23 protein-coding genes and 2 pseudogenes are annotated in these 25311 nt (G+C 72.9%); 11 read left to right on the top strand and 14 right to left on the bottom strand.

Features of this window, described 5'->3' with window-relative positions; genetic code table 11:
* Positions 1 to 191: 191 nt before the first annotated feature.
* Positions 192 to 929: an adenosylcobinamide amidohydrolase gene (locus D6270_RS01590; RefSeq protein WP_109167124.1), complete on the top strand. Its 738-nt coding sequence runs from the start codon at positions 192 to 194 to the stop codon at positions 927 to 929.
* Here the strand turns inward: D6270_RS01590 and D6270_RS01585 are convergent.
* From D6270_RS01585 to D6270_RS01550, 8 genes and pseudogenes are all read right to left on the bottom strand, one after another.
* A pseudogene (locus D6270_RS01585) lies at positions 922 to 2180 on the bottom strand (sulfite oxidase). The gene D6270_RS01590 and the pseudogene D6270_RS01585 sit on opposite strands and share 8 nt — an antisense overlap.
* Positions 2177 to 3376, bottom strand: coding sequence for a homoserine O-acetyltransferase MetX (gene metX, locus D6270_RS01580; protein WP_109167126.1), 1200 nt, complete (start codon positions 3374 to 3376; stop codon positions 2177 to 2179). Before metX ends, D6270_RS01585 begins: the two are co-directional and overlap by 4 nt.
* Complete coding sequence (locus tag D6270_RS01575; RefSeq protein ID WP_109167127.1) at positions 3373 to 4734, bottom strand: bifunctional o-acetylhomoserine/o-acetylserine sulfhydrylase; 1362 nt, start codon at positions 4732 to 4734, stop codon at positions 3373 to 3375. The genes metX and D6270_RS01575 overlap by 4 nt, the downstream gene beginning before the upstream one ends.
* A 222-nt stretch (positions 4735 to 4956) precedes the next feature.
* On the bottom strand, positions 4957 to 5472 hold the full coding sequence (locus D6270_RS01570; RefSeq protein ID WP_109167128.1) for a thioesterase family protein: 516 nt from the start codon (positions 5470 to 5472) through the stop codon (positions 4957 to 4959).
* Positions 5469 to 6461, bottom strand: a complete 993-nt coding sequence (locus tag D6270_RS01565) for a 3-hydroxyacyl-CoA dehydrogenase NAD-binding domain-containing protein (RefSeq protein ID WP_109167129.1) — start codon at positions 6459 to 6461, stop codon at positions 5469 to 5471. Before D6270_RS01565 ends, D6270_RS01570 begins: the two co-directional genes overlap by 4 nt.
* A gap of 41 nt (positions 6462 to 6502) precedes the next feature.
* Complete coding sequence (locus tag D6270_RS01560) at positions 6503 to 7396, bottom strand: beta-keto acid cleavage family enzyme (protein ID WP_204117175.1); 894 nt, start codon at positions 7394 to 7396, stop codon at positions 6503 to 6505.
* 127 nt (positions 7397 to 7523) lie between these two features.
* On the bottom strand, positions 7524 to 8360 hold the full coding sequence (locus D6270_RS01555) for a TetR/AcrR family transcriptional regulator (protein ID WP_109167130.1): 837 nt from the start codon (positions 8358 to 8360) through the stop codon (positions 7524 to 7526).
* A 105-nt stretch (positions 8361 to 8465) separates the two neighbouring features.
* The gene (locus tag D6270_RS01550) at positions 8466 to 9341 is read right to left on the bottom strand and encodes an RNA polymerase sigma factor SigF (RefSeq protein ID WP_109167131.1); all 876 of its coding nucleotides are present in this window, start codon (positions 9339 to 9341) and stop codon (positions 8466 to 8468) included.
* Between the two features lie 613 nt (positions 9342 to 9954).
* Here D6270_RS01550 and D6270_RS01545 point away from each other — a divergent pair.
* The 6 genes from D6270_RS01545 to abc-f all read left to right on the top strand — a co-directional run bounded on the left by D6270_RS01545 (position 9955) and on the right by abc-f (position 16875).
* The gene (locus tag D6270_RS01545) at positions 9955 to 10773 is read left to right on the top strand and encodes a GNAT family N-acetyltransferase (RefSeq protein ID WP_109167132.1); all 819 of its coding nucleotides are present in this window, start codon (positions 9955 to 9957) and stop codon (positions 10771 to 10773) included.
* A gap of 187 nt (positions 10774 to 10960) precedes the next feature.
* Positions 10961 to 12166, top strand: a complete 1206-nt coding sequence (locus D6270_RS01540; protein WP_109167133.1) for a PP2C family protein-serine/threonine phosphatase — start codon at positions 10961 to 10963, stop codon at positions 12164 to 12166.
* A gap of 79 nt (positions 12167 to 12245) precedes the next feature.
* Positions 12246 to 12950, top strand: coding sequence for a TetR family transcriptional regulator (locus D6270_RS01535; protein ID WP_109167134.1), 705 nt, complete (start codon positions 12246 to 12248; stop codon positions 12948 to 12950).
* Positions 12947 to 13720: an SDR family NAD(P)-dependent oxidoreductase gene (locus D6270_RS01530; RefSeq protein WP_109167135.1), complete on the top strand. Its 774-nt coding sequence runs from the start codon at positions 12947 to 12949 to the stop codon at positions 13718 to 13720. The genes D6270_RS01535 and D6270_RS01530 overlap by 4 nt, the downstream gene beginning before the upstream one ends.
* A 106-nt stretch (positions 13721 to 13826) precedes the next feature.
* Entirely contained in the window at positions 13827 to 14867 is a 1041-nt protein-coding gene (locus tag D6270_RS01525; RefSeq protein ID WP_109167136.1) for an NAD(P)-dependent alcohol dehydrogenase, read from the top strand.
* Positions 14868 to 15186: 319 nt separating this feature from the next.
* On the top strand, positions 15187 to 16875 hold the full coding sequence (gene abc-f, locus D6270_RS01520; RefSeq protein WP_109167137.1) for a ribosomal protection-like ABC-F family protein: 1689 nt from the start codon (positions 15187 to 15189) through the stop codon (positions 16873 to 16875).
* On the opposite strand, the gene D6270_RS01515 is transcribed toward abc-f, so the two are convergent.
* The 4 genes from D6270_RS01515 to dhaK form a co-directional block, all read right to left on the bottom strand.
* Positions 16836 to 17342: an NUDIX hydrolase gene (locus D6270_RS01515; protein ID WP_109167138.1), complete on the bottom strand. Its 507-nt coding sequence runs from the start codon at positions 17340 to 17342 to the stop codon at positions 16836 to 16838. The two genes, abc-f and D6270_RS01515, sit on opposite strands and share 40 nt — an antisense overlap.
* Before the next feature lie 106 nt (positions 17343 to 17448).
* Positions 17449 to 17859, bottom strand: coding sequence for a PTS-dependent dihydroxyacetone kinase phosphotransferase subunit DhaM (locus tag D6270_RS01510; protein WP_109167139.1), 411 nt, complete (start codon positions 17857 to 17859; stop codon positions 17449 to 17451).
* Entirely contained in the window at positions 17856 to 18470 is a 615-nt protein-coding gene (gene dhaL / locus D6270_RS01505; protein WP_109167140.1) for a dihydroxyacetone kinase subunit DhaL, read from the bottom strand. Before dhaL ends, D6270_RS01510 begins: the two co-directional genes overlap by 4 nt.
* Before the next feature lie 63 nt (positions 18471 to 18533).
* On the bottom strand, positions 18534 to 19526 hold the full coding sequence (gene dhaK / locus D6270_RS01500) for a dihydroxyacetone kinase subunit DhaK (protein ID WP_109167141.1): 993 nt from the start codon (positions 19524 to 19526) through the stop codon (positions 18534 to 18536).
* 145 nt (positions 19527 to 19671) lie between these two features.
* Here dhaK and D6270_RS01495 point away from each other — a divergent pair.
* Positions 19672 to 20063 (top strand): annotated as a pseudogene (locus tag D6270_RS01495) (M24 family metallopeptidase); the annotation flags it as partial.
* Positions 20064 to 20315: 252 nt separating this feature from the next.
* On the opposite strand, the gene D6270_RS01490 reads toward D6270_RS01495, so the two are convergent.
* Both D6270_RS01490 and D6270_RS01485 read right to left on the bottom strand, forming a co-directional pair.
* Positions 20316 to 20798: a molybdopterin-binding protein gene (locus D6270_RS01490; protein ID WP_109167142.1), complete on the bottom strand. Its 483-nt coding sequence runs from the start codon at positions 20796 to 20798 to the stop codon at positions 20316 to 20318.
* Between the two features lie 165 nt (positions 20799 to 20963).
* Entirely contained in the window at positions 20964 to 21383 is a 420-nt protein-coding gene (locus D6270_RS01485) for a TOBE domain-containing protein (protein WP_109167143.1), read from the bottom strand.
* A 271-nt stretch (positions 21384 to 21654) separates the two neighbouring features.
* Between D6270_RS01485 and D6270_RS01480 the strand changes: the two genes are divergently transcribed.
* The 3 genes from D6270_RS01480 to D6270_RS01470 all read left to right on the top strand — a co-directional run bounded on the left by D6270_RS01480 (position 21655) and on the right by D6270_RS01470 (position 25255).
* The gene (locus D6270_RS01480; protein ID WP_109167144.1) at positions 21655 to 23010 is read left to right on the top strand and encodes a lysine N(6)-hydroxylase/L-ornithine N(5)-oxygenase family protein; all 1356 of its coding nucleotides are present in this window, start codon (positions 21655 to 21657) and stop codon (positions 23008 to 23010) included.
* An 86-nt stretch (positions 23011 to 23096) separates the two neighbouring features.
* On the top strand, positions 23097 to 24155 hold the full coding sequence (locus D6270_RS01475) for a FecCD family ABC transporter permease (RefSeq protein ID WP_202419023.1): 1059 nt from the start codon (positions 23097 to 23099) through the stop codon (positions 24153 to 24155).
* On the top strand, positions 24152 to 25255 hold the full coding sequence (locus D6270_RS01470; protein WP_109167145.1) for a FecCD family ABC transporter permease: 1104 nt from the start codon (positions 24152 to 24154) through the stop codon (positions 25253 to 25255). The genes D6270_RS01475 and D6270_RS01470 overlap by 4 nt, the downstream gene beginning before the upstream one ends.
* The last annotated feature ends 56 nt before the right edge of the window (positions 25256 to 25311 follow it).

Below are 25311 nucleotides of genomic sequence, written 5' to 3'. Positions count from 1 at the left end.
TGTGGGTGGCTCCACCAGATGTAGGCACGTCCGGCTTCCATCGCGCCCCACCCGGTCGGACGCTGCAACCGCCCGGTCACCCGGTGGAAGGGGCCCCGGAGGCCCCGCGCTCCCTGCTGGCCCCGTACGAGCGCCCTCGGTGGCCCCCGCATCGATTAGGCCGATCGGGTGAGCGGGAGCCGGGGCGGCATATGATCGGCGGAGCACGGCAGCCCCGGGAGGACGGGCCACCGCCGGTCCCGCCGAGCCACCAGGGGTGCGCCATCCGTCCCGTACGCGTCCACCTGCCCGCCCAGCGCGGCGAACTCCGCGACCGGCACGAGGACGGCCACCACCTCCACCACCTCCTCTGGCGGCTGGGACCCGGCGTGCGGGTGTGCAGCAGCGCGGTCCTCGGCGGCGGCATCGGCCCCCGCGCCTGGATCCTCAACGCCCAGGTCCCCGGCGGTTACCCGCGCCTCGACCCGGACCGCCACCTCGCCGAGATCGCCGCCGCCGAGGGGCTCACCGGTCCGGGCGCCGGGCTGATGACCGCCGCCGACGTCAGCGCGTACACGACCGGCCACGACGGCGGCGTCACCGCGACCGTCACCACGGGCCTCGGCGTACGGGGCTGGGCGGCGGCCCCCGAGGGCGCCGCCCGCACCCCGCACCGGCCGGGCACGGTCAACATCGTCGTCACGCTCCCCGCCGCACTCTCCGACGCCGCCCTGGTCAACGCCGTCGCCACCGCCACCGAGGCCAAGGTGCAGGCCCTCCTGGACGCCGGACTCGACTGCTCCGGCACCCCCACGGACGCCGTGTGCGTCGCCGCCCCCGAACCGGGGCCCGACGGCGGCGAACCCTTCGCCGGACCCCGCTCCCCCTGGGGCGGGCGGATCGCCCGCGCGGTGCACACCGCCGTACGGGCCGGAGCGCGCCTCAGCTGACCGTTACCGGGTGCCGGACCACCGCGTCGAAGAGATACCCCTGCGTGTTGTACGCCGTCGCCTTCGGCTGGGTACGCCCCGACCGGTCGGTGGCCCGGGCCAGCAGCTCCGTCGCGCCCTTGACCGTCGGCACCCAGTCCACCGACCACCGCACCCAGCTCCCGCCCCGGGGCACGTCGTGCAGCCGGGCCCACCGCCAGCGGTGCCCGCCGTCGGTGCTGACCTCCACCGACCTCACCGGCGCCCCGCCCGACCAGGAACGGCCGGTCAGCACCGTACGGCGGTGGGCGGGGAACGAGGCGCCCGGCACCAGCTCGAAGGCGCTCTTCAGGGTCTGCCGGGTCAGCGGGGCGCTGCCCTCCGGCGGGTGCCCCGGGCCGAACAGCCGGTAGAGGCCGGTGTTCCACGGGGTGAGCAGCGGCTCGGCGCTCACCTCGATGTCCCCGACCCACTTGATGTTGGCGATGCCCACCCACGAGGGCGCGATCACCCGGACCGGATACCCGTGGTCCGGCGGCAGCGGCCCGCCGTTCATCCCGTATGCGAGCAGCACGTCGTCCAGCGCCTTCGCCACCGGCAGCGGCCGGCGCACCCGTCCCAGGTTCACTCCGTCCGAGACGACCTCGGCGTCCAGCCCGCGCGGCAGTACGTCCACCGCATGGCGCCCGATCCCGGCCCGGCGCAGCACATCGCCCAGCCGCACCCCGTGCCAGCGGGCCGTGCCGATCGCCCCGAGCGTCCACGCGGTGCCGCTGACCGTCTGCCCCTGTTGCGAGGCGAAGAAGCTGCGCCCGTTGCCCGCGCACTCCACGAACCCGGTGCGGCTCACCGAGGGCAGCCTCAGGAGATCCGCGTAACTCAGCTCCACCGGACCGCCCTTGAGGCCGTCACCCCAGATCGTGAGCTTCCAGGCGTCCCGGTCGATGTGCGGGGTGGCGGTGTGGTTGCGGACGAAGAACCGGTCGGCGGGGGTGAGCAGCCCGGTGCCCCTGAACGCGGCGAAGTTCGTCTCCGCGTTGGTGCCGCGCGGTGTGAACAGCTCCGGGGGCAGCGGCTTGACCACACCGGGCAGTCCGTCGGCCGCCCGCGCGGGGCGGCGGCCGAGGCCAGCGGTACGGCCACCGAGGCGGCCGCGGCGAGTTTCAGCAGATCGCGGCGGTCGATCCCGGCCGAGCGCGCCGCCCCGGCGGACCACTGACGCAGCCGTATCCGGTCGTAGACGTCCTCGGGCGGTGGGGGGAGCGGGCTCATGGAAGCTCCTTGCTGAGGGCGGGGGAGGGGAGGGCGGCGGGTGACGGCGGGAGCAACTCCCGCACGAAGGAACCCACCTGGCCGGTCTCGATGAGGAAACCGTCGTGTCCGTAGGGTGAGGTGACGATCCGCAGGGCGTCCGCCCCCGGTAGCAGCGCCGCCAGCTCCGCCTGCTGGGAGGGCGGGTAGAGCCGGTCCGAGTCGACGCCCACGACCAGCGCGGGCATCTCCGCCCGGCGCAGCGCCCGTTCGGCCCCGCCCCGGCCCCGGCCGACGTCATGCCCGTTCATCGCCTCGGTGAGCGCCACATAGCAGCCCGCGTCGAAGCGGTGCACCAACTTCGCCGCGTGGTGGTCGAGATAGGACTCCACCTGGTAGCGCCCGCCACGCCCCGGCTCCTCGCCCGGCTGCGGCGCGCCGCCGAACCGGGAGCCGAGCTCGGGCTCGCTGCGGTACGTGATGTGAGCGATGCGGCGCGCCTGGCCCAGGCCCCGGTGCGGACCTCCGCCGGGCGGCGCGCCGTGGTAGTCGCCGCCCCGCCACCCCGGGTCGGAGCGGATGGCGCCGATCTGGACCGAGCCCCAGGCGATCTGCTCGGCGGAGGCGGCGGCCGGGGCGGCGAGCACCAGCAGCGAACCCGTGCGCTCCGGCCTGCCCACCGCCCACTCCAGGGCCCGCATCCCGCCCATGGACCCGCCGATCACGGCCGCCCACCGGCCGATGCCCAGGGCGTCCGCCAGCGCTGCCTCGGCCGCCACCTGGTCCCGTACCGTCAGATACGGGAACCGGGACCCCCAGGGCGTGCCGCCGGGCCCCGGGGAAGAGGGGCCCGTACTGCCCTGGCAGCCGCCCAGCACGTTCGGGGCGACGACGAACCACCGGTCGGTGTCCAGCGCCCGGCCCGGCCCGACCAGCGCGTCCCACCAGCCGGGGGTGGGGTGGCCGGGACCCGCCGGGCCCGCCACATGGCTGTCGCCCGTCAGCGCGTGCAGGACCAGCACCGCGTTGGAGGAGTCCGCCGCCCGCTGCCCCCAGGTCTGGTACGCCAGGCGGACCCCCGACAGCCGGACGCCGGACTCCAGGGGCAGCGGGTCCTCGACCGTCACCCAGCGGCGACGACCGGGCGGGTCCCCCTCCCGCCGGCCACCGGAGGCCGGCGGAAGGGGGAGTGCGGAGGGCGCGGCGCCACGGTTCAGGACGCCGCCTTCGCGGCCCGGAACCCTGCCTCCAGGTCGGCCTTGAGGTCGTCCACGTTCTCCAGGCCGACCGAGAGCCGCACCAGGCCCGGCGTGGCACCGGTGGCGACGAGCTGTTCCCCGGTCAGCTGGCTGTGCGTGGTGGAGGCCGGGTGGATGATCAGGCTCCGTACGTCACCGATGTTGGCGAGATGGCTGAACAGCTCCACCGCGTCCACGAACTGCTTGCCCGCCTCGGCCCCGCCCTTCAGCTCGAAGGCCAGCACCGCTCCCGCGCCCCGGGGCAGATAGCGCTGCGCCGCCGCGTACCAGCGGCTGGACGGCAGACCCGCGTAGTGCACGGTCTCCACCTCGTCCCGCTGCTCCAGCCAGCGGGCCAGCTCCAGCGCGTTGGAGGTGTGCCGCTCCAGCCGCAGGCTCAGCGTCTCCACGCCCTGGAGCAGCAGGAACGCCGAGTGCGGCGAGAGCGCCGGGCCCAGGTCGCGCAGCAGCTGGACGCGGAGCTTGACGGCGAAGGCGCTCGGGCCCAGGTCCGGCCAGTAGCGCAGCCCGTGGTAGCTCGGGTCGGGCTCGTGGAAGTCGGGGAAGCGCTCGGCGTGCGCGCCGAAGTCGAAGGTGCCGCCGTCCACGACGACCCCGCCGATGGTGGTGCCGTGGCCGCCGAGGAACTTGGTCGCGGAGTGGATGACGATGTCCGCGCCGTGCTCGATGGGCCGCAGCAGGAAGGGCGTCGGCACGGTGTTGTCCACGATCAGCGGGACCCCGGCGGCGTGCGCGGTGTCGGCGACCGCCCGGATGTCCAGCACGTCGCCGCGCGGGTTGCCGAGCGTCTCGGCGAAGAACGCCTTCGTGTCGGGCCGGACGGCCGCCTGCCAGGCCGCCGGGTCCGTGGGGTCCTCGACGAACGTCACCTCGATGCCGAACCGGGGCAGCGTGTGGCGGAAGAGGTTGTAGGTGCCTCCGTAGAGCGAGGGCGAGGAGACGATGTGGTCGCCCGAACCGGCCAGCGTCAGCAGCGCGAGGGTCTCGGCCGCCTGCCCGGAGGCGAGCGCCACGGCGGCGATCCCGCCCTCCAGCGCGGCGATGCGCTGTTCCAGGACGTCCTGCGTGGGGTTGTGGATACGGGTGTAGATGTTGCCGGGCTCGGCGAGCGAGAACACGTCGGCGGCGTGCTGGGTGTCGCGGAAGACGAACGACGACGTCTGGTAGATCGGCACCGCGCGGGCACCCGTCGTCGGGTCCGGGGCCGCCCCGGAGTGGATCTGCTTGGTCTCGAACGACCAGGCCGCGCCGGGTTCCCGGCGGGCCGCGTCCTCGGGGGTCTGGCCTGCGGTGACGGAGTCGAGGGGCTGGCTCATATGGTTCCTCGCACGTGGTTCGGTCGCCGTACGGCGTACGTCCGCCGGTCGGCGGAAGCCCGGGGTGGCGACGGGCTGATTACGGACCGTAGGACGTGCCGGACCGGCCCGGAAGCGTGTCGCCCCCATGGCCACGAACCTGCAACACGGCGGCAACGCACAGGCCGGCCCGGGGCTCCGGACCGGCCTTCGTGTCGCCTACGTCTCGTGGGTCGTGGAGGTTCAGCGGGGCGCGGGAACCTCCACGATGGCCCGCCCCGCCCAGGCAGGCGCCTCTTCCGCCAGCTCGTCCAGCCGCTGCCGTACCGCGTCCGGGAACGGCGTCGTACGGCCCGCCCGCTGGTCCACGTGCAGGGCCAACAGCTCGCTGGTCGCGATCGGCTCGGCCGCCGGATCCGGTACGTCGTCGGCCGCGCCGACCACGTACATCTCGTGGGCGAAGCGCAGCTTCTTCGCGTCCGCGCCCAACAGCCGGGTACGGACGACGAGAGGGGCGCCGACGGCCACGTCGCGGAGGTAGCGGAGGTGGGACTCGACGGTGTAGAGCGAGCAGCCGGTGGATTCGCGGTAGCCGGCGTGCAGACCGGTCTCGATCATCATCGAGTCGGTGGCGTACCCGAAGACCAGGACGTAGAACGCCTCGCTCATATGGCCGTTGTAGTCGATCCACTCGGGCCGTACGGTCCTGCGGAAGAGGGGGAGGCCGGTGTCGTCCGAGGCGTTGGTGTTCTCGCTCATCGGGTGGCCTCCCCGGCAGCACCCGGCAGCCGGCCGGTCGCCCGCAGCACCTCGATGACGCCCCGGTCGCGCTCGGCGACCAGATCCGCGATGGTCCGGCCCTCCGCCGCCTCGTCGCAGCCCGCCACCACGGCCTCGTACAGCGCGCGGTCCAGTTCGGGTGCTTCCAGCCGGGTCCAGGGCGACTTCAGGGACGGGCCGAAGTGGTCCAGCATGTGCGCCATGCCGCCCTCGCCGCCCGCCAGCGCGAACGTCAGCATCGGTCCCATCACCGCCCAGCGCAGCCCCGGCCCCTCGGTGATCGACGCGTCTATCTCCCGTACGGTCGCCTCACCGTTGGCCACCATGTGCAGGGCCTCGCGCCACAGGGCCTCCTGGAGCCGGTTGGCGATGAACCCGGGAACCTCGCGGTCCATGGTGATGACGGACTTGCCCGCCACCTCGTAGAAGCGCGACGCCCACTCGACCGCCGCGGGCGCGGTGAGTTCGCCGCCGACGACCTCCACCAGGGGGATCAGATAGGGCGGGTTGAAGGGGTGGCCGACCACGAGCCGTGCCGAACCGCCGGTCGCCGGCTGCATGTCGGTCATCGGATAGCCGGAGGTCGAGGAGGCGATCACCGTACCGGCGGGCGTGGCCGCGTCCAGGCGGGCCAGCAGGTCCCGCTTCAGCTCCAGCTTCTCCGGTGCGCTCTCCTGGACGAACTCGGCCCCGGCCACCGCCTCTTCGAGGCTCCCGGCCACGGTCAGCCGGTCCTGCGAGGCGCCTTCGGCGAGCCCGAGCAGTTCCAGCGCGGGCCAGGCCGCCGCGACCAGCCGGCGCAGCCGGACCTCGGCGTCGGGGGCCGGGTCCCAGGCCGTGACGTCATAGCCGCGGGCGAGGAAGTGGGCGGCCCACCCGCCGCCGATCACTCCGGCCCCGACGCACGTGACACGGCGTACGTCCTCCGGGGCGCGGGGGGCGGGGGGAAGAACAGGGGGAGAGGGCATGGGAGGGGCTCCTGGAGCGTCGGAAAGGGGGAGTCGGGCGGTCATGTGCGCGGGCGGATGCCGAGCTGCTGCCGCGCCTCGTCGGGGGAGGCGACCCGGGAGCCCAGGGCCTCGGTGATCTGCACGGCGCGCTCCACCAGCTGGCCGTTGGTGGCCTTGACGCCCTTGCCCAGATAGAGGTTGTCCTCCAGACCCACCCGGACGTGCCCGCCGAGCAGGATCGACTGCGCGACCCAGGGCATCTGCATCCGGCCGAGCGCGAAACTCGCCCAACGGGCGCCCTCGGGCAGCATGTTGACCATCGACTGAAGAACCCCCGGGTCGGCGGGCGCGCCCCACGGGATGCCCATGCAGAGCTGGAACACCGTGGGGTCGTCCAGCAGCCCTTCGGCGAGGAGCTGCTTGGCGAACCACAGCTGTCCGGTGTCGAAGATCTCAAGCTCGGGCCGGACCCCCAGCTCCTGGATGCGCTTGGCGCCGGTGCGCAGCATGTCGGGGGTGGAGACGTAGAGGTTGCTGCCGTCGCCGAAGTTCAGCGAACCGCAGTCCAGGGTGCAGATGTCGGGCAGCAGGTCCTCCACGTGCGGCAGCCGCTCCAGACCGCCGACCAGATCGGTGCCCGGCAGCTGCTTGAGCGGGGCCGCCGGGTCGATGACCAGGTCCCCGCCCATCCCGGCGGTCAGATTGATGACGACATCGGTACCCGTCTCCCGGATCCGCTCCACGACCTCGCGGTAGAGGCGGGGGTCGCGGGAGGGGGCGCCGGTCTCCGGGTCGCGGACGTGGATGTGCACCACGGCCGCCCCGGCCCCGGCGGCCTCCACGGCGGACGCGGCGATCTGCTCGGGTGTCACGGGCACATGGGGGCTTCTGCCGACGGTGTCACCGGCTCCGGTGAGGGCGCAGGTGATGATGACGTCCTGGTTCACGGGCATGCGGGGGTGTCTCCTCGGGGTGGGGGAGTGGGGGTACGTGGCGGGTACGGTGCGGCGCTGACGTACGGCGGGCACGGCCTCCGCGCCGGTCGGCCGCCGCGCCGGTCCGCCGCCGCTCGGCGTACGGTCAGGCGGTCGGTGCGGTCAGGCAGGTGTCGACATGGGCGATCAGGGCGTCGTGCATGGCCTGGGCGCCCGTGCCCGTGCCGGGTCTCTCCGGTGCGGTGGCCAGGACCTGGGAGGCCAGTCCGTCGATCAGCGCGGTGAGGGTGAGGGCCGCGCCCTCCGGGTCGACGGGGCGGAAGACGCCCTGGCCGACGCCGCGCCGGATCACCTCGGACACGGTCGTCCGCCACTGGCGGTAGTAGTCGCGGTGGAGCCGCCCGACGGTGGTGGAGCGGGCCGCCTCGGCCCAGAGGTCCAGCCAGACGCACCACTGGCGGCGCTGCTGCTCGGTGCGGGGCGTCTGGAGTTCGAGCAGGAGGCGCAGTTCGTCACCCGCGTGCTCGGTTCCGGCGGTGGCCGCCGCCCGGCGACGGGTGTCCTCGTCCATGCACCAGCGCACCGCCGCTTCGAGCAGCTCGTCGCGGCCGGGGAAGTGGTAGTGGATCGCGGCGGTGCTGGTGCGGCAGGCCGTGGCGATGTCCGCGACCCGGACGGCGTGGAACCCGTGCTCGGCGATGAGCCGGACGGTCTCCCGCACGATCTGGAGGGGTCGGCCGCCTTCGGGCGCCGGTGCGGGAGGGGGCGGGGGTGCGGTCGCCGAGCCCAGCAGCCAGTTGGCGTCCACGCCGCCGATGTCGGCGATCCGGGCCAGCTCGGCGGCGGTGAAACGACGGGAGCCGTTCAGGGAACGCGACAGCTTCGACGGATCGATGACGATCCGCCGGGCGAACTCGCGTGCGCTGACTCCCGCCGCGTCGATCACCTGACGGACCCGTGCGGCCACCTCGTACTGCTGCATGGTCGGCAACCGTAACGATGTGTTGAGAAAATCTCAACACAGGTCAGAGAATGGGCCTTGCAGTAGGGTGATTGAGGTGCTGACTGACGAGAAAGCCAGGCCGCCTCACTCCTGGGTGAGCATCCCGCTGCGCAGCTTGCCCAGCATCCGGTTCAGCAGCCGCGAGACATGCATCTGGGAGATCCCCAGCTCGGCACCGATCTGCGCCTGCGTCAGCTCCTGGCCGAAGCGCATGTCGATGATCCGGCGCTCCCGCTCGTCCAGTTCGCCCAGCAGCGGTGCGAGGGTGTGCAGGTTCTCCACGGTCTCGATGGCGGGGTCCGGCCCGCCCAGGACATCGGCGAAGGTCCGCCCGACGCTGTTCTGGGGGCCGGACTCCGAGGAGTCGGTGGGCATGTCCAGCGAGCCCGCCGTGTAGCCGTTGGAGGCGACGATCCCCTCGGTGATCTCGGCCTCGTCCATGCCCAGGTGCTCGGCCAGCTCCTGCACCGTGGGGTCCCGGTCGAGGTCGCCCGCGAGGGTCTCCTTCGCCTTGGCGAGGTCGACCCGCAGCTCCTGGAGGCGCCGGGGCACATGTACGGCCCAGCTGGTGTCCCGGAAGAACCGCTTGATCTCACCGACGATGTAGGGGACGGCGAACGAGGTGAACTCGACCTCGCGGGACAGGTCGAAGCGGTCGATCGCCTTGATCAGCCCGATCGTGCCGACCTGGACGATGTCCTCCATGTCGCCGCTGCCCCGGTTGCGGAACCGGTTGGCGGCGAACCGGACCAGCGACAGGTTCATCTCGATGAGCGTGTTGCGCGCGTACTGGTACTCGTGCGTGCCCTCCTCCAGGACCTGGAGGCGGTCGAAGAAGAGCCGCGACAGCCGCCGCGCGTCCATCGGGGCGACCTTGCCGGCGTCCTCGATCCAGGGAAGGTCCTCCGTGGTGCCCGTCACCTGCTCCGTACCGCCGGTCCGCGCGGTGTGCGCCGTCATCTCGTCACGCTCCCCTGGTCGTCAGTCATCAGGTCTACTCGCCTGCCCGGCCGTCCGGTCCTCATGCGTACGGGAGGAGTGCGATCCGGCCGACCGTCGTGGGGTGGCGGGAAACAGCTGGAAAAGCCGGAGTTCGGCCCTGAAACCCCGTCATGGGGCGGGCCGGCCCAGAGGGGGCGCACAGAACCGCCCCACCGGTACGGGGGAGCCCGGTGGGGCGGTCGCCACCAGAGTGCCACAGCTGACAGGCAGTTGGGACCGGACCGGCGCGTATTGGCCGACGGATGAGTCGAATTCGCCGCTCCCCAGGGCGGGCGCACGCCGGTCCGCCGCGTGCTCCGGAACCTCTCCGTCCGGGCGGTGGAGCCGGTCGGCGCCCCGGTTGATTGCGGCATCGTGAACAGTTCCCCGGCACGGAATACGCCCTGCGCGCATCGGCTTTTCGCGGGTGGCGGGCGCGCGGCGCCAGGGCGCCGGGGTGCCCGCCGGGAGCAACCGCGCGATGGACCGGAACGAGGGAGAACATGCGCAAGCCGTACGCGTACGAGGAGTGCCCCGGAAGGGCGGCACGGGGTGCGGCCGAACGGCCCGATCCGATCGCCGGGGTGCGCCCATGAGCACCCTGGGACCCACGACCCGGCAGCCGGCCGTGGCCTCCGCACGCCCCGCCGACGGCCCCGTCGCACCGCACCCGCTGGACAACCCGGCACTCTCCTCGCTCACGGGCCCGCACGCCCACTTCGCCGAGCGCCGCGGCCGGATCCTGCGCTACCCCGTCGACGTCACCCCCTGGACCGCCCACCCCGAGGTGCCGGACGCGCGGGACTGGGCCGATCTCGCGGCGCTCGCCGGTCCGGGCGGCACCATCAGCCTGAACACGCTGCGGGAGGGGCCGCCGGAGGGCTGGGAGATCCTCCACCGCGTCGCCGGCGTCCAGCTCGTCGACGTGTCGGTGCTTCCCGAGCCCGACCCGGAAGCCGTACGGCTGGGCCCGGCCGATGTGCCGGAGATGCTGGACCTGGTGGCGCGCACCCGCCCGGGCCCCTTCCTGCCGCGCACGGTGGAACTCGGCACCTATCTGGGCATCCGCCGGGGCGGCACGCTGGTGGCGATGGCGGGGGAGCGGCTGCACCCGCCGGGCTGGACCGAGATCAGCGGGGTCTGCACCGACGAGTCCGTGCGGGGGCAGGGGCTGGCGAGCCGCCTGGTCCGGGCGGTCGCGTACGGGATCAGGGAGCGCGGCGAGACCCCGTTCCTGCACACCTCCGCCGCCAACACGGTGGCGATCCGGCTCTACGAGTCGCTGGGCTTCCAGCTCCGCGCCCACCCGGAGTTCCTCGCCGCTTGCCCCGGCGGCGCTCGTGCCGGCCGACGGAACCCGCCGGTCCGCACGGCCGTGACCCGTCCGGGGCACCGGTCCGCACGGCGGTGATCCGGCCGGGGCGGGACCTCCGGCCCCCGCGGCAGGGGGCGGAGGTCCCGGGCCGAACGTCCCGCCCGGGACCTTCGGCACCGCCTCCGGGCCCTATGCCCCCCTGCGCCAGGGCCCGGATGCCGGTCAACTGGAAGGGACGGCCCGAACCACGGGCGGAACCGAGGAGTGAGCGGGAGGAGAGCGTGTGTCCCTGGGGATAGGGCGCAGGGAGCGGCACCGGACGGCGGTCCCGCCCGGTACGGACGCGGGCGCGGCTGCCACCGGCCGGATCGGCAACTGGCCGCTGGCCGGGCTGGTGCTGCTGCTGAGCGGGCTGGTCGTCCTCCTCGACACGGTCACGGGCGAGAACCTCCACGTCATCCCCCTCCTCGTGGTCGGTCCGGCCCTGGCCTCCGTCTTCTGCACCCTCCGGCAGACCGTCTGGGTGGCGGTCTGGATCACGATGGTCGTCGTCGGATCCGGGCTCGGCGGGGAGGGCACCTTCTGGGACTTCGCGTTCGGCATCGGCTTCACCGTGCTGGCCTGCGCCCTCGGTGTCGCCGCCTGTGCGGCCCGGATACGCCACGCCACCGAGATGGACCGGCTCCGCTCCGCCGCCGTCGCCCTCCAGCGGCAGATCCTGCGCCCGCTGCCCGTCGTCACCGGCCAGGTCTTCACGTACGGCCTCTACGAGCCGATCGAGGAGGACCGCTTCGTCGGCGGTGACATCTACGAGGTCGTGGAATCGCCGTACGGGACCCGCGTGATCATCGGGGACGTCCAGGGCAAAGGGCTCGCCGCCATAGGGGCCGGGTTCGCCGCGATCGCCGCGTTCCGCGAGGCGGCGGTCCGGGAGCCGACGCTGACGGGGGTGGTGGAGGCGTTGGAGTCCGCCGTCGTCCGGCACAACGCGTTCTCCGCCCAGACGGGCGAGGCCGAACGCTTCGTGACCGCGCTGGTCCTCGGATTCGACGACGAGGGCGGCGTACAGGTGGTGAACTGCGGCCATCTGCCGCCCCGGCTGCTCCATGAGGGCCACGCCTCGGCCGTACCGCTGGAGCGCACCTATGTGCCCCTGGGCCTGGCCGGCCTCAGCAGGGAGACCCGGGCGGAGGAGTCCTTCGCCCTCCCGCCCGGCGCCACTCTCCTGGTCGTCACCGACGGGGTGACCGAGGCCCGCGACGCGGGCTGTGCCTTCTACCCGCTGGACGAGCGGCTGGACGGCTGGGCCGGGCACGATCCGCGCGAGCTCCTGGACGCGCTCCACCTCGACCTGGAGAAGTTCACCGGCGGCGTCCGGCGCGACGACGTGGCCGCGCTCGCCCTGTGCCGGGCGCCGGGCGACGGGAAACCGCAGCCGACGGCGGCCGCCGAGGACGTCCGTCCGGTCGCGGGAGCGGTGAGCGATTGAACGGACCGTACTCACCTACAGCGAATGTCCCCACGAGACGAATGTCGCGTGGGGACATTTTCAGGTGTACGGTGCAAGTATGAGCCCGGAAGAGAAGATCCCGGAGCGTGGGACACCGGAGCGGAGGACGCCGCAGAGGCGTAGCCGCAAGGCCCGCCGCACCCGCGACACCCTGGCGCGGGCCGCGTTCGAGCTGGTGCTGGACCGGGGGCTGCGGAGTGTCACGGTCGAGGAGATCGCCGAGGCCGCCGACGTCGACCGCCGCACCTTCAGCCGGTACTTCGCGAGCAAGGAAGCCGCCGCCCTGGACTCCCTGCGCGGCGACGGCGACCGGATCAACGGGGCCCTGCGGTCCCGCCCGGCCGGGGAGCCCCCGCTCCTCGCCTACCGGCGCGCCGTCCTCGCCTGGCTCGCCGACCCCGAGGCGGAGCCCTGGCACCGCCGCCCCCGGATCTTCGACCTCCTGGTCGTCGCCGAGGAGGAGCCGACCCTCTACGCGGCCTTCCACCACATCCGGGTGGACGCCCAGGAGGACTCGATCGCCATCCTCGCGGACCGGCTCGGCGTCGACCCGCGCCAAGACATCCGCCCGGCCGTGACCGTGGCGGCGGGAGCGGGCGCCCTGCTCGCGGCCCAGGCCGCCTGGGTGCGCGGGGGCCGCCCGGACGCCCTGCCCGCGCTGGTCACCGAGGCGTTCGACGCCCTGGCGGCGGACCTGCTCACGGCACCGGGGCGGGACAGCACCACAGAACACACAGCGGAAACAGAAGAGGCAACCTCATGAGCACCACCCCCACCACCCCCTCGGCCGAGTTCGACGGCCGTACCGCCCTCGTCACCGGCGGCGCCTCCGGCATCGGCCTCGCCGTGGCCCGGCTGCTCGCCACCGCCGGCGCGGCCGTCGTCGTCGCCGACCACGACGAGGAGAGCGCCCGCAAGGCCGCTGCCCAGCTGGAGAGCACCGGCGCGCGGGCGGCCGCCGTACGTATGGACGTCACCGACCCGGCCTCCGTCGAAGCCGGGGTGCGGTTCACCGTGGAGACCTTCGGCGGCCTCCACCTGGCCGTGAACAACGCCGGTATCGCCGGTCCGGCCGCCCCCACCGGCGACTACCCCGTCGAGGACTGGGACCGCGTCGTCGCCACCAACCTCAGCGGCGTCTTCTACTCGATGCGCCACGAGCTGCCCGCCATCGTCGCGTCGGGCGGCGGAGCCGTCGTCAACATGTCCTCGATCCTCGGCACCAACGGCTTCGCGGGCTCGCCCGCCTATGTCGCCGCCAAGCACGGCGTCGTCGGCCTGACCAAGACGGCGGCCCTCGAATACGCCGCACAGAACGTCCGGATCAACGCCGTCGGCCCCGGCTTCATCGACACACCACTCCTGCGGAACGCCGACCCGCAGGCCCGCGAGCACCTGATCTCCCTGCACCCGGCCGGACGCCTCGGCACCGCGGAGGAGGTCGCCGAACTCACCGTCTTCCTCCTCTCCGACAAGGCCTCCTTCATCCACGGCAGCTACCACCTGGTGGACGGCGGCTACTCCGCCCCGTGACGGCTCCCGGGTGGCGGACGGGGGAGCCGCGGGCGACAAAGGACATTGCGGGGACCACGGGGGCCCGACAAGAAGAGCACCAGGCAGCGAAGAAGCGAGGAGACCCATGAAAGCCGTCCAGTACCGGGCCGTCGGCGAAGCTCCCGAGGTCGTCACCGTGCCCGACCCCGAGCCCGGCCCCGGCCAGGTCCTGCTGAAGGTCACCGCCGCCGGTGTCTGCCACTCCGACATCGCCGTGATGAGCTGGCCCGCCGACCAGGTCCCCTTCCCGCTGCCCCTCACCCTCGGCCACGAGGGCGTCGGCACGGTCGCCGCCCTCGGTGACGGCGTGGACGGCCTCACCGTCGGCGACTCCGTCGCGGTGTACGGGCCCTGGGGCTGCGGCATCTGCGTGAACTGCGCCGAGGGCAAGGAGAACTACTGCCTGCGCGCCAAGGAACTCGGCATCATGCCGCCCGGACTCGGCGCCCCCGGCGCCATGGCCGAGTACATGATCGTCGACGACCCCCGCCACCTCGTGCCGATCGGCGGACTCGACCCCGTGAAGACGGTGTCGCTCACGGACGCCGGACTCACCCCGTACCACGCGGTCAAGCGCTCACTGCCCAAGCTCGTGCCCGGCGCGACCGCCGTCGTCATCGGCACCGGGGGCCTCGGCCATGTGGCGATCCAGCTGCTGCGCGCCATGACGGCCGCGCGCGTCATCGCCCTGGACGTCACCGAGGAGAAGCTGGATCTGGCCAGGGCCGTCGGCGCCCACGAGGCCGTCCTCTCCGACGAGAAGGCGGCGGCCCGCGTCATGGAGCTGACCGGCGGACTCGGCGCCCATGTCGTACTGGACTTCGTCGGCGCCCCGCCCACCGTGGAGACCGCCGGAGCCGTCGCCCGGGTCGACGGTGACGTGACCATCGTCGGCATCGGCGGCGGCGCGCTCCCCGTGGGCTTCGGGACGCTCCCGTACGGCACCAGCGTCAGCGCCCCCTACTGGGGCTCGCGCAAGGAGCTTGCCGAGGTGCTCGACCTGGCGCACGCGGGGGCGGTCGACGTCCATGTGGAGACGTACTCCATCGACGATGCCCCGCTCGCCTACGAGCGGCTGCACGAGGGCCGGATCAACGGCCGCGCGGTCATCCTGCCCAACGGCTGAGCGCCCCTCTCCGGTGGGCCGGGAACGGGGCCGGGTGAAAAACGCCCGGCCCCGTTCCCGGCCCACCGTTACACTCGATGCCATGCGTTCGTACTACTACTTCCGCTGATTCCCGGCCCGGACAGCCGCCGCGTGACGCCCGACGTCACCGGCTGAGGCCCACCGGCCGACCGCCGAGCACCGCCCGTGACCGCACCGGGCGGGGCCCGGCCGTATCCGCGCCCGGTGTGCCGCTGTCCCTCCACCGTCCGGTATCCACGCCCCGCCCCTGCGCGTCCTCGCACGCGCCACCGCGGGCCGTCACCCAGGAATCAGGGAAATGGCACCCACGCACCCCCGGCGCGACCGCGCCCAGCTGACCATGAAGGACGTCTCCAAGGCGTACGGCGACCGCTCCGTACTCGACCAGGTGACGCTCACCGTCCGCCCTGGCGAGAAGGCCGCAGTCATCGGCGAGAACGGCTCCGGCAAGTCCACCCTCCTGCGGCTGCTGGCCGGGGCCGAGCGCCCGGACAGCGGTGAGATCACCGTCCGCTTCCCCGGCTCCACCGGCTATCTGCCGCAGACCCTCGCCCTCGACCCGGCCGACACCGTGCAGGACGCCGTCGACGCGGCCCTGGCCGAACTCCACACCCTGGAGCTGGCCATCAGGGCGGCGGAGGAAGCCCTCTCGGCGGGGGAGCCCACGGAGGCGGAACTCGCCGCGTACGGAGACCTCCTCACCGCTTACGAGGAGCGCGACGGCTACCGCGCCGATGCCCGTACCGAGGCCGCCCTCCACGGCCTGGGCCTCGCCCACCTCGCCCGCGACCGCACGCTCGCCACCCTCTCCGGCGGCGAACAGTCCCGGCTCGCCCTGGCCTGCGTGCTGGCGGCCGCCCCCGAACTGCTGCTCCTGGACGAGCCGACCAACCACCTCGACGTACGGGCGGTGAACTGGCTGGAGGAGCACCTGCGCGCCCACCGGGGCACCGTCGTCGCCATCACCCACGACCGGGCGTTCCTGGAGCGGGTCACGTCGGTGATCCTGGAGGTCGACCGCGATCTGCGCACGGTCACCCGGTACGGGGACGGCTGGGACGGCTACCGCACCGCCAAGGCCGCCGCCCGCCGCCGCTGGGCCCAGGAGCACCAGGAGTACCTGGGCGACCTGGCCCGTACGGCGGAGCTGGTGGAGGCGGCCGGGCAGCGGCTCGCGGCGACGGGGAAGGACCCGAAGCAGGGGTTCGGCAAGCACCGCCGCTCCCACGAGACCAAGCTCTCCGGCCAGGTCAGGGCGGCCCGCACCCGGCTGGAGGCGCTGCACCGCTCTCCCGTACCCGCCCCGCCCGAGCCGCTGGCCTTCACCGGCCGCCCGGCGCTCGCGGGCGAGTCCGGCTCCGGCCCCCTCGTGGAGCTGGAGGGCGTCTCCGTGGGCGACCGGCTCCACCTCCCCGCCCTGAGGGTGGAGCCCGGAGCCCGTCTCCTGGTCACCGGGGACAACGGGGCCGGGAAGACCACCCTGTTGCGGGTCCTCGCCGGGGAGCTGGCGCCCGACACCGGGACGGTACGCCGCCGCGCCCGGGTCGGCCACCTCCCGCAGGAGCTGCCCGCCCGGCCGACCCGGCGCACCCTGCTCGCCACCTTCGCGGCGGGGCGGCCCGGCTTTCCCGACGAGTACGCGGACGAACTGCTGGAGCTGGGCCTGTTCCGCCCCGAGGACCTCGGCGTACCCGTCGCGTCCCTCTCGATCGGCCAGCAGCGCAGGCTCGCCCTGGCACGGCTGGTGACGCGGCCGGCCGATCTGCTGGTGCTGGACGAGCCGACGAACCACATCGCGCTGAGCCTGGTCGAGGAGGTGGAGGCGGCGCTCGCGCGGTACCCGGGAGCGGTGGTCGTCGTCTCGCACGACCGCAGCTTCCGGGCCCGCTTCACCGGTGACGTACTGGAGTTGCGGGCCGGCCGTCCCGTCCCGGGGCCGGAACCGGCCTACGCCTCCGGGGAAGCGGCGGCCTCTCCGCGTACCTGAGCGCGCAGCCGCTCCACGAAGACCCGCTGGCCGACGATCAGCCGCTCGGCGGCCTCCTCCGGCGTGCACCAGGCGAACCGGTCCATCTCCGGGAACTCCCGCTGCACGCCGGAGCCGCGCGGCCACTCCACCGTGAACACCCCCGGCACCACGGAGGCCACATCCAGCTCGGCCTCCACCGCCCACACGGTCACCGTCTTCCCGCTGCGCTGACGCGACTTGCCGAGCGGCAGCCACTCCCCGTCCGGCACCGGCAGCCCCAGCTCCTCCTCGAACTCCCGCCGCGCGGCCGCCGCCGGTTCCTCGTCGGGACCGTACTCACCCTTCGGCACCGACCAGGCCGCCGCCTCCCGCCCGGCCCAGAACGGCCCGCCCATGTGCCCGATCAGCACCTCGACATCCCGCTCGCCCCCTGTGCCCGTGGTCCGGAAGAGAAGAAGACCCGCACTGCGCTTGCCTGCCGACATGTCGCCAAGTCTGCAATCACGGCGGTCGGCACGCCAACCGACGGGCGCCGCACAGGCGGAAGGGGACGGAGCCGCATCGCGGACACCGTCCCCACCCGTCGTACGACTACGTCTTGCGGTACCCGTACGCCTCCGAGGCCGCCGCCTCCACCGCGCCGATGTCCCCACCGGACGACGCGGTCACCACGGCGGCGACCGCGCCCTCCACGAACGGGGCGTCGACCAGCCGGGTGTTCCCGGGGAGTTCGTCGCCCTCGGCGAGCATCGCCTTCACCGTGAGGACCGCGCTCCCCAGGTCGACGAGGACCGCGACGCCGACGCCCCGGTCCACCGAGGCGGCGGCCCGGCCGATCAGCTCGGCGCTGGTGCCGAGCCCGCCGTTCGGCAGCCCGCCCGCCGCCGCGACCGGGGCCGTCACGCCCCCGGCGGCGAGGTCACGGGCCAGTTCGGCGACCGACTCCGCGACCGGACCGCTGTGCGAGACCAGCACGATGCCCACCTGAGGCTCCTGGCTCATGCCTCCGCACCCCCGTCCACCGCGGTGCAGGCCAGGGCCTCGACCAGCAGGGCCGCCGAGGTCGCGCCCGGGTCCTGGTGGCCGATGCTGCGCTCGCCGAGATAGCTGGCCCGCCCCTTGCGTGCCTGCAACGGGACCGTGGCCTCGGCGCCCGCGCGGGCCGCGTCCACCGCACCCCGGAACGACGAGGCCAGCGCCTCCGCCGCAGGCAGCAGCGCGTCCAGCATCGTCTTGTCCCCGGCCTGCGCCCCGCCGAGCTGCCCCACCGCCGCGACACCCGCGGCGAACGCCTGGGCGAGCTGGTCCCGCGTCACCTCGGCCTCCTCGCCCAGCGCCTTGCCCGTACGGCGCAGCAGCGTCCCGTACAGCGGCCCGGACGCCCCGCCGACGGTGGAGATCAGCTGCCGCCCCGCCAGGGTCAGCACCGCGCCCGGGGTCGCGGGCGCGTCCTTCTCCACCACGGCCGTCACCGCCGCGAAACCGCGCCGGAGGTTGCTGCCGTGGTCGGCGTCCCCGATCGCCGAGTCCAGTTCGGTCAGTCGGTCCGCCTCACGGTCCACGGCGGCCGCGGCGGCCATCATCCAACGGCGGAAGAAGTCGGCGTCCAGCACATGATCTCCTGTTCCCCGGGGCCTGCCCGGCCCGGTTCGTACGAGTACGGTCGGCGCGGGAACTCAACGGCCCCAGCGGAGCGCGGGAGTCTCCACGGGCGCGTCCCACAGCCGCAGCAGCTCCTCGTCTACCTGGCACAGCGTCACCGAGCAGCCTGCCATGTCGAGTGAGGTCACGTAGTTCCCCACGAGCGTACGGGCCACCGGCACACCCCGTTCGGAGAGCACCCGCTGGACCTCGGCGTTGAACCCGTACAGCTCCAGCAGCGGTGTCGCCCCCATCCCGTTGACCAGCGCCAGCACGGGTCCGGTCGGCCGGAGGTCCTCCAGCACCGCGTGCACCGCGAAGTCGGCGATCTCGCCCGAGGTCATCATCGGCCGCCGCTCGCGTCCCGGCTCGCCGTGGATGCCGATGCCCAACTCCAGCTCACCGGTGGGCAGATCGAAGGTCGGGCTGCCCTTCGCCGGGGTGGTGACCGCGCTGAGGGCCACCCCGAAGCTCCGCGAGGAGCCGTTCACCTGCCGGGCCAGCGAGGCCACCCGCTCCAGGGGTGCGCCCTCGTCGGCGGCGGCCCCCGCGATCTTCTCGACGAAGAGCGTCGCCCCCGTGCCGCGCCGCCCGGCCGTGAAGGTGCTGTCGCTCACCGCCACGTCGTCGTCGACCACGACCTGGGCGACCTGGATGCCCTCGTCGTCGGCGAGCTCGGCGGCCATCTCGAAGTTCAGCACGTCACCGGTGTAGTTCTTGACGACGAAGAGCACCCCCGCCCCGCTGTCCACCGCCGCTGCCGCCCGCACCATCTGGTCCGGCACCGGCGAGGTGAACACCTCCCCGGGACAGGCGGCCGACAGCATCCCGGGCCCGACGAACCCGGCGTGCAACGGCTCGTGCCCCGACCCGCCCCCGGAGACGAGCGCCACCTTCCCGGCCACCGGCGCGTCCCGCCGTACGACGACCCGGTTCTCCACATCGACGGTCAGTTCGGGGTGGGCGGCGGCCATACCCCGCAGGGCGTCGGCGACGACGGTCTCGGGGACGTTGATGAGCATCTTCATGGCTGTCTCCTTGTCGGTCCACCCGCCCTGGCGGGGGTCCCTGGCCAGGGCGGGTGCCGGGTGGCTGCGGCGTACGGTCCGCAGACGTCGGGTTTCCAGTTCTTGAGGGAGTGTCCCCGTGGGCTATGCCGAATACCGCCGCCACGACGCCGACTTCTGCCGCACCTACGTCTTCGGCGACGACCCGGACAAGCCCCGCCTGCTCCAGGACCTGCCCCGCGTTTCGACGCCGGGCGCGCCGTACTCCAGGCCGATCCGGGCATCACCGGCAAGAGGCTCTTCGCCGAAGTCGAACGGCTGGCGGCCGAGGCCGGGTGGGAGATCGGCATCTGGCACGCCGGGCACCTCGTCGGGGAGTTCCCGCACGAGACCCATGACGGCGCGAAGGCGGAGTCCTGCATCACCCCGGAGAACACCACACGGCTGCGCCGCACCGACCGTGCGGGCCGGGTCTGCCACTGGATCCTGGAACCGCACTTCGTGGAGAGGCGGCGCGGGTTCGGCGGCTTCTGCGAGCAGTTGCTCGACCTCGCCTGACGCCGGTCACGGAGACGCGACACCGAACTCCGGGCGGACGCCCCGCGCTTCCGCACAGCCCGGCCAAGGCGGACCGGGGGCCAGCACCTCGCGGTGCGACGACCGGCTCTTCGGCCGCTCGGAGCCTTTCCCGACCGGCACGCGGATCGGCTGGTGTCCGGTCGGCCCCACGCGTCACCTCCTGAACGGGCGTGGTGTCACCGCGGCCCGGCGGCGAGGCCGGTGATCCCGGTCCGGACCTGACCTCGCCGGCTACCGCGCCCCCGGCCAGGCGCCGACCCAGACCCGGTTGATGGCGCTGATGTAACGCGCCCCGCACCGGTCTACCGGCACCACCAGCTGGCTGCCGGCCGCGTCCAGGCCCTCGTCGTCCAGCCGGGTGGCCAGGAGGACGGGGGCGTCGCCGAAATCGGCGTCGATCTCCGCCCAGGCCAGGACGGTGTGGTGCCCGTCGCCGCCGGAGACCGCCAGAGCGAACCGGGAGCGGTCCTTGCGCCGGCGGGTGTCGAAGAGCGGCTGCGAGGCGAGAGCGACCTCGCGCAGCAGAGGTCCCTCGAACACATGCCGCTGCGGCCCGCTGGTGGCGCAGTCGAAGACGACCTCCGCCCGGTGCTGCTGCCATCCGTCCCGCAGGTCACGCACCGTCAGGGTGGCGGGACGGCCGACGTCCCCGAGCAGGGCCAGAGACGCGAGCTGTGCGGCAGGGGCGCGGCGTGGCGCACCGAGTCGGCTCATGGTGATCCCCCATCCGGACGGCCCGTGGGTCGGCTGCCAGAGAGGTATGCCCAGCGATCGGGCCGGCGAACCGTGGATGCGAGGCCGTGCGGTTGTCCGGCCTGGCTTCTGTGACCCCTATCCGAGGTTCGTCCTCCCATCCGCCGGTGTGCGGGACGGTCGGCGTCAGCGCTCCCGGGGCTGGCTCCCGGGGCGGTCGATGTGCACGTTGGTCGACTTCACCCGGGCCGTCGCCAGGACGCCCACTTCGAGACCGAGTTCCTCCACGGACTCGCGGCTGATCAGCGACACCAGCCGGTGCGGGCCCGACTGGATCTCCACCTGGGCCACGATGTCGTCCATCGTGACGGCGGTGACGATCCCGGCGAAGGAGTTCCGCACGGAGGTCAGCGCCCCGCCGCCGGGCACCGGGTGCAGGCCCGCGGCGCGCTCCGTGGCGAAGCCCGCCAGGCTGACGCCGTCGATCAGCCGGTTCCCCGAGCCGCCCCGGTCCATCGCGAGGTGACCGCCGTCCGCCCATCGGCGAACGGTTTCCGGACTGACGGCCAGCAGCTCTGCGGCCTGGCCAATGCTGTACGAAGGCACCCCCGCACTCTAGGCCAAGGGGGACCGGAACCATGGCCTCACCCGCTGCCGTCACAATACGTGACACATGGCCCACCACGGCCGACAACAGGGCAGGTTGCTGCGTTAATTGACAGCTCGTCAGGGCGGCGATATCCGCTTTGCCCTATCGACATCCTCGATCGGATTAGCTTAGGCTCACCTAAGTCGGGCTGGGCTGCTCTGTCGGCGTGCCCATCTCGCGTACCTTCCCGGCGCCTGACAGGCGGCTTTCCCGCACGATGGGAGTGACATGTCACAGGTTCATCCTGGCGACGCACCACTGATCCATGACCTCATCGGGATCGGCTTCGGTCCCTCCAACGTGGCCATGGCGATCGCGCTCAGAGAGCACAACACACGCGTCGGCGGGCAGGAGTCGGTCACCGCTCACTTCTTCGAGCAGCAGCAGAGCTTCGGCTGGCACCGCGGCATGCTGATCGACGACGCCACGATGCAAGTGTCGTTCCTCAAGGACCTGGTGACCCTCCGTAACCCGGCGAGCGAGTACAGCTTCCTCTGCTATCTGCAGAGCAAGAACCGGTTGATCGACTTCATCAACCACAAGAACCTCTTCCCGCTGCGCGTGGAGTTCCACGACTACTTCGAGTGGGCGGCGGCCAAGGTCGACGACATGGTCTCCTACGGACACGAGGTCGTCTCCGTGACGCCCTTCGTCCACGACGGCACCGTGGAGTACCTGGACGTCACCGTCCGGTCGGGCGGCGGCCTCGAAGTGCACCGCGCCCGCAACCTCGTCATCGGCACCGGGCTGCGCCCGATCCTGCCGGAAGGCGTACAGCGCGGCGACCGCGTCTGGCACAACTCCGATCTGCTGCGCAAGGTCGACGGCCTGGAGGGCACCTCGCCCTCGCGGTTCGTCGTCGTGGGCGCCGGACAGAGCGCCGCCGAGAACGTCGCCTACCTGCACCGCCGTTTCCCCGAGGCCGAGGTCTGCGCGGTCTTCTCCCGGTACGGCTACAGCCCCGCCGACGACAGCAGCTTCGCCAACCGGATCTTCGACCCGGGCGCCGTGGACGAGTTCTTCGCCGCACCCGACAGCGTCAAGAACAAACTGATGGCCTATCACGGGAACACCAACTACTCCGTGGTGGACATCGACCTGATCGACGACCTGTACCGGCAGATGTACCGGGAGAAGGTGCTCGGCACCGAACGGCTGCGCTTCCTCAACGTCTCCCGGGTCACCGAGGTCGAGGAGCGGCCCGACAGCGTCCGTACCACCGTGAAATCCCTCGTCACCAGTGAGGAGACCCCGCTGGACGCCGACATCGTGGTGTTCGCCACCGGCTACAGCCCCGCCGACCCGCTGGGCCTCCTCGGCGAGGTCGCCGACCGCTGCCTGCTGGACGACGAGGGCCGCGTCCGGGTCGAGCGCGACTACCGGATCGCCACCGACCCCGCCCTGAACTGCGGAATCTATCTTCAGGGCGGTACGGAGCACACGCACGGCATCACCACGTCCCTGCTCTCCAACACCGCGATACGGGTCGGCGAGATCCTGGACTCCCTGCTGGACCGGAGCGTCAAGTCCACCTCCGACGAGGCGCGCCCGGTCACCGACGGCACCGGCAGCGCCGTCGCCTGAGGGCCGTGAGGGCGTCCCCGGAGACGGGCGCGCCCTCACGCCGGACCATGACGTCCCGGTGATCAGTAGGGATAACGTACGTCCATATGAGCACGACTGCAGTTGAGCGCCCCGTGACCAGGGGTGCGACAGAGGTCCGCCGCGGGCGGCTTGTGGGGCTGGGCACGCTGGTGGCGCTTCTCGCGCTCGCAGCGACCCTGTCGTTGGCGGTGGGAGCCCGTGCGCTCAGCCCCGGCGAGGTCTGGCACGGGTTGTTCGCGTCGCCGGACCCCGACCAACGGCTCACCGAGATACGGCTCATCGTGCAGACGGTCCGGGTCCCCCGTACGGTCCTCGCGATCGTGGCGGGCATCGCCCTGGGCGTCGGCGGAGCGCTGATCCAGGGGTACACCCGTAACCCCATCGCCGACACCGGGCTGTTGGGGGTGAACAGCGGGGCCTCGTTCGCGGTGGTGACGGTGATCGCCGTGTTCGGGTTCACCGACCCCTTCCAGTACGTCTGGTTCGCCTTCGTGGGGGCGGCTCTCGCCGGCGTCGTCGTCTTCGGGCTGGCGAGCATCGGCAGGGGAGCGGGCAATCCGCTGACGCTCGCCCTGGCCGGGCAGGGCATCACGGTCTTCCTCATGGCGATGACCACCGCGGTCGCCCTGACCGACCAGAAGTCGCTGAACGCGCTGCGGTTCTGGAACGCGGGCTCGGTGGCCGGGGTGGGGTTCGACGTCATCTGGCCGGTGACCGGGTTCATCGGCGTCGGGCTCCTCCTGGCCCTGAGCGCCCTGCCCTCCCTCAACCTGCTGAATCTGGGCGACGACGTGGCGCGGGGGCTGGGCGTGAACATCGTGCTGAGCCGGGCCATCGGCATCGTCGCCATCACCCTGCTGGCGGGGGCGGCCACGGCGGCGTGCGGTCCCATCGCCTTCCTCGGGCTCATGGTCGCCCATGTGGCCCGGTATCTGACGGGCCCCGACTACCGCTGGCTGGTGCCGTACGCGGGTCTGCTCGGCGCCGTCATCCTGCTGGTCTGCGACATCGTGGGGCGCCTGGTGGTGCGGCCCGGTGAGCTGGAACCGGGTGTCGTGGTCGCCCTCGTCGGCGCCCCGTTCTTCGCGGTCCTGGTGTGGCGAGGAAAGTTCAAGAGCGCATGAGCGAAACAGAGATGAATCCGAAGGGCGCCGACTCGGCGGATCCGAAGGCACCGTTGGCGCCGGGTGTGCGGATCGGGCGGGTGTCGTTCGTCTGGCGGCCCTGGCTCGTCCTGGTCACACTGGTGCTGGCGGCCTCCGCCTTTCTGGTGTTCTGCCTCTCCATCGCCGTCGGGGACTTCCCCATCGGCCTGTCGCGGGTGATCGCCACGCTGCTGGGCCAGGGCGAACAGGTCGACGAGTTCGTGGTGATGGACCTGCGGATGCCGCGTGCCCTGGCCGGCCTCGTCGTGGGCATCGCGCTCGGTGTGTCCGGGGCGATCACCCAGTCCGTCGCCCGCAATCCGCTCGCCAGCCCCGACATCCTCGGGATCACCAGCGGCGCCAGCGCCGTCGCGGTCTTCCTGGTGACGGTGTCGGGCGGGGCCGCCGCGGCGGTCGTCGGCTCGGTGGGCCTGTCGGCGGCGGCGCTCCTGGGCGGCCTCGGCACCGGGCTGCTGGTCTACTTCCTGGCCTGGCGGCGCGGGATCGACGGCTTCCGGCTCATCCTCATCGGCATCTCGGTGAGTGCCGTGATGCAGGCGATCACGACCTGGCTGCTGGTGTCGGCCGACATCAGGGACGTGGCCCGGGCCCAGGCGTGGCTGGTCGGCTCGCTGGACGGCCGGTCGTGGGACGAGGTCGAGGTGGCGTTCTGGGGCGGGCTCGTCCTGCTCGTGGTGGTGGCCGCCGCCGCGTTCCAGTTCAAACCGATGCACCTCGGCGACGACGTGGCCGCCGGGCTGGGCGTCCGGTACGGCAGGGTACGGGCCGTGCTCCTGCTGTGCGCGGTGCTGCTGGCAGCCGTGGCGGTGAGCGCGGCGGGCCCTGTCCCGTTCGTCGCGCTGGTGGCGCCCCAGGTGGCGATGCGGCTGGCGAGGTGCCCGACGCCGCCGATGGCCGCCTCCGGCCTGCTGGGGGCGCTGCTGCTGACCGGTTCGGACCTCATCGCGCGTACGGCGCTGCCGGTCACCCTTCCGGTCGGCGTGGTCACCGCGGCGATCGGCGGCCCGTTCCTCGTCCATCTGCTGGTACGGGCGAACCTGCGCCGGTCCGGTCCGTGACGGCCTGAGGCGAACTGCCGTCGAAGGCACTAAGGTTAGGCGAGCCTAAATTCAAG

The organism is Streptomyces griseus subsp. griseus (assembly GCF_003610995.1).
Taxonomy (GTDB): domain Bacteria; phylum Actinomycetota; class Actinomycetes; order Streptomycetales; family Streptomycetaceae; genus Streptomyces.
Note: the sequence above shows the minus strand (reverse complement) of the source record. Positions and strands in the feature narration are given on the sequence as shown.

Excerpts from the sequence above, each read along its gene's own strand:
- D6270_RS01545 (WP_109167132.1), top strand. The coding sequence starts at position 9,955 with ATGAGCACCCTGGGACCCACGACCCGGCAGCCGGCCGTGGCCTCCGCA.
- D6270_RS01560 (WP_204117175.1), bottom strand. The coding sequence starts at position 7,396 with ATGCCCGTGAACCAGGACGTCATCATCACCTGCGCCCTCACCGGAGCC.
- D6270_RS01570 (WP_109167128.1), bottom strand. The coding sequence starts at position 5,472 with ATGAGCGAGAACACCAACGCCTCGGACGACACCGGCCTCCCCCTCTTC.
- D6270_RS01590 (WP_109167124.1), top strand. The coding sequence starts at position 192 with ATGATCGGCGGAGCACGGCAGCCCCGGGAGGACGGGCCACCGCCGGTC.
- D6270_RS01515 (WP_109167138.1), bottom strand. The coding sequence starts at position 17,342 with ATGTCGGCAGGCAAGCGCAGTGCGGGTCTTCTTCTCTTCCGGACCACG.
- D6270_RS01470 (WP_109167145.1), top strand. The coding sequence starts at position 24,152 with ATGAGCGAAACAGAGATGAATCCGAAGGGCGCCGACTCGGCGGATCCG.
- D6270_RS01555 (WP_109167130.1), bottom strand. The coding sequence starts at position 8,360 with ATGCAGCAGTACGAGGTGGCCGCACGGGTCCGTCAGGTGATCGACGCG.
- D6270_RS01475 (WP_202419023.1), top strand. The coding sequence starts at position 23,097 with ATGAGCACGACTGCAGTTGAGCGCCCCGTGACCAGGGGTGCGACAGAG.
- D6270_RS01575 (WP_109167127.1), bottom strand. The coding sequence starts at position 4,734 with ATGAGCCAGCCCCTCGACTCCGTCACCGCAGGCCAGACCCCCGAGGAC.
- abc-f (WP_109167137.1), top strand. The coding sequence starts at position 15,187 with ATGGCACCCACGCACCCCCGGCGCGACCGCGCCCAGCTGACCATGAAG.
- D6270_RS01510 (WP_109167139.1), bottom strand. The coding sequence starts at position 17,859 with ATGAGCCAGGAGCCTCAGGTGGGCATCGTGCTGGTCTCGCACAGCGGT.
- D6270_RS01565 (WP_109167129.1), bottom strand. The coding sequence starts at position 6,461 with ATGCCCTCTCCCCCTGTTCTTCCCCCCGCCCCCCGCGCCCCGGAGGAC.
- dhaK (WP_109167141.1), bottom strand. The coding sequence starts at position 19,526 with ATGAAGATGCTCATCAACGTCCCCGAGACCGTCGTCGCCGACGCCCTG.
- D6270_RS01535 (WP_109167134.1), top strand. The coding sequence starts at position 12,246 with ATGAGCCCGGAAGAGAAGATCCCGGAGCGTGGGACACCGGAGCGGAGG.
- D6270_RS01490 (WP_109167142.1), bottom strand. The coding sequence starts at position 20,798 with ATGAGCCGACTCGGTGCGCCACGCCGCGCCCCTGCCGCACAGCTCGCG.
- D6270_RS01525 (WP_109167136.1), top strand. The coding sequence starts at position 13,827 with ATGAAAGCCGTCCAGTACCGGGCCGTCGGCGAAGCTCCCGAGGTCGTC.
- D6270_RS01530 (WP_109167135.1), top strand. The coding sequence starts at position 12,947 with ATGAGCACCACCCCCACCACCCCCTCGGCCGAGTTCGACGGCCGTACC.
- D6270_RS01550 (WP_109167131.1), bottom strand. The coding sequence starts at position 9,341 with ATGACGGCGCACACCGCGCGGACCGGCGGTACGGAGCAGGTGACGGGC.
- D6270_RS01480 (WP_109167144.1), top strand. The coding sequence starts at position 21,655 with ATGTCACAGGTTCATCCTGGCGACGCACCACTGATCCATGACCTCATC.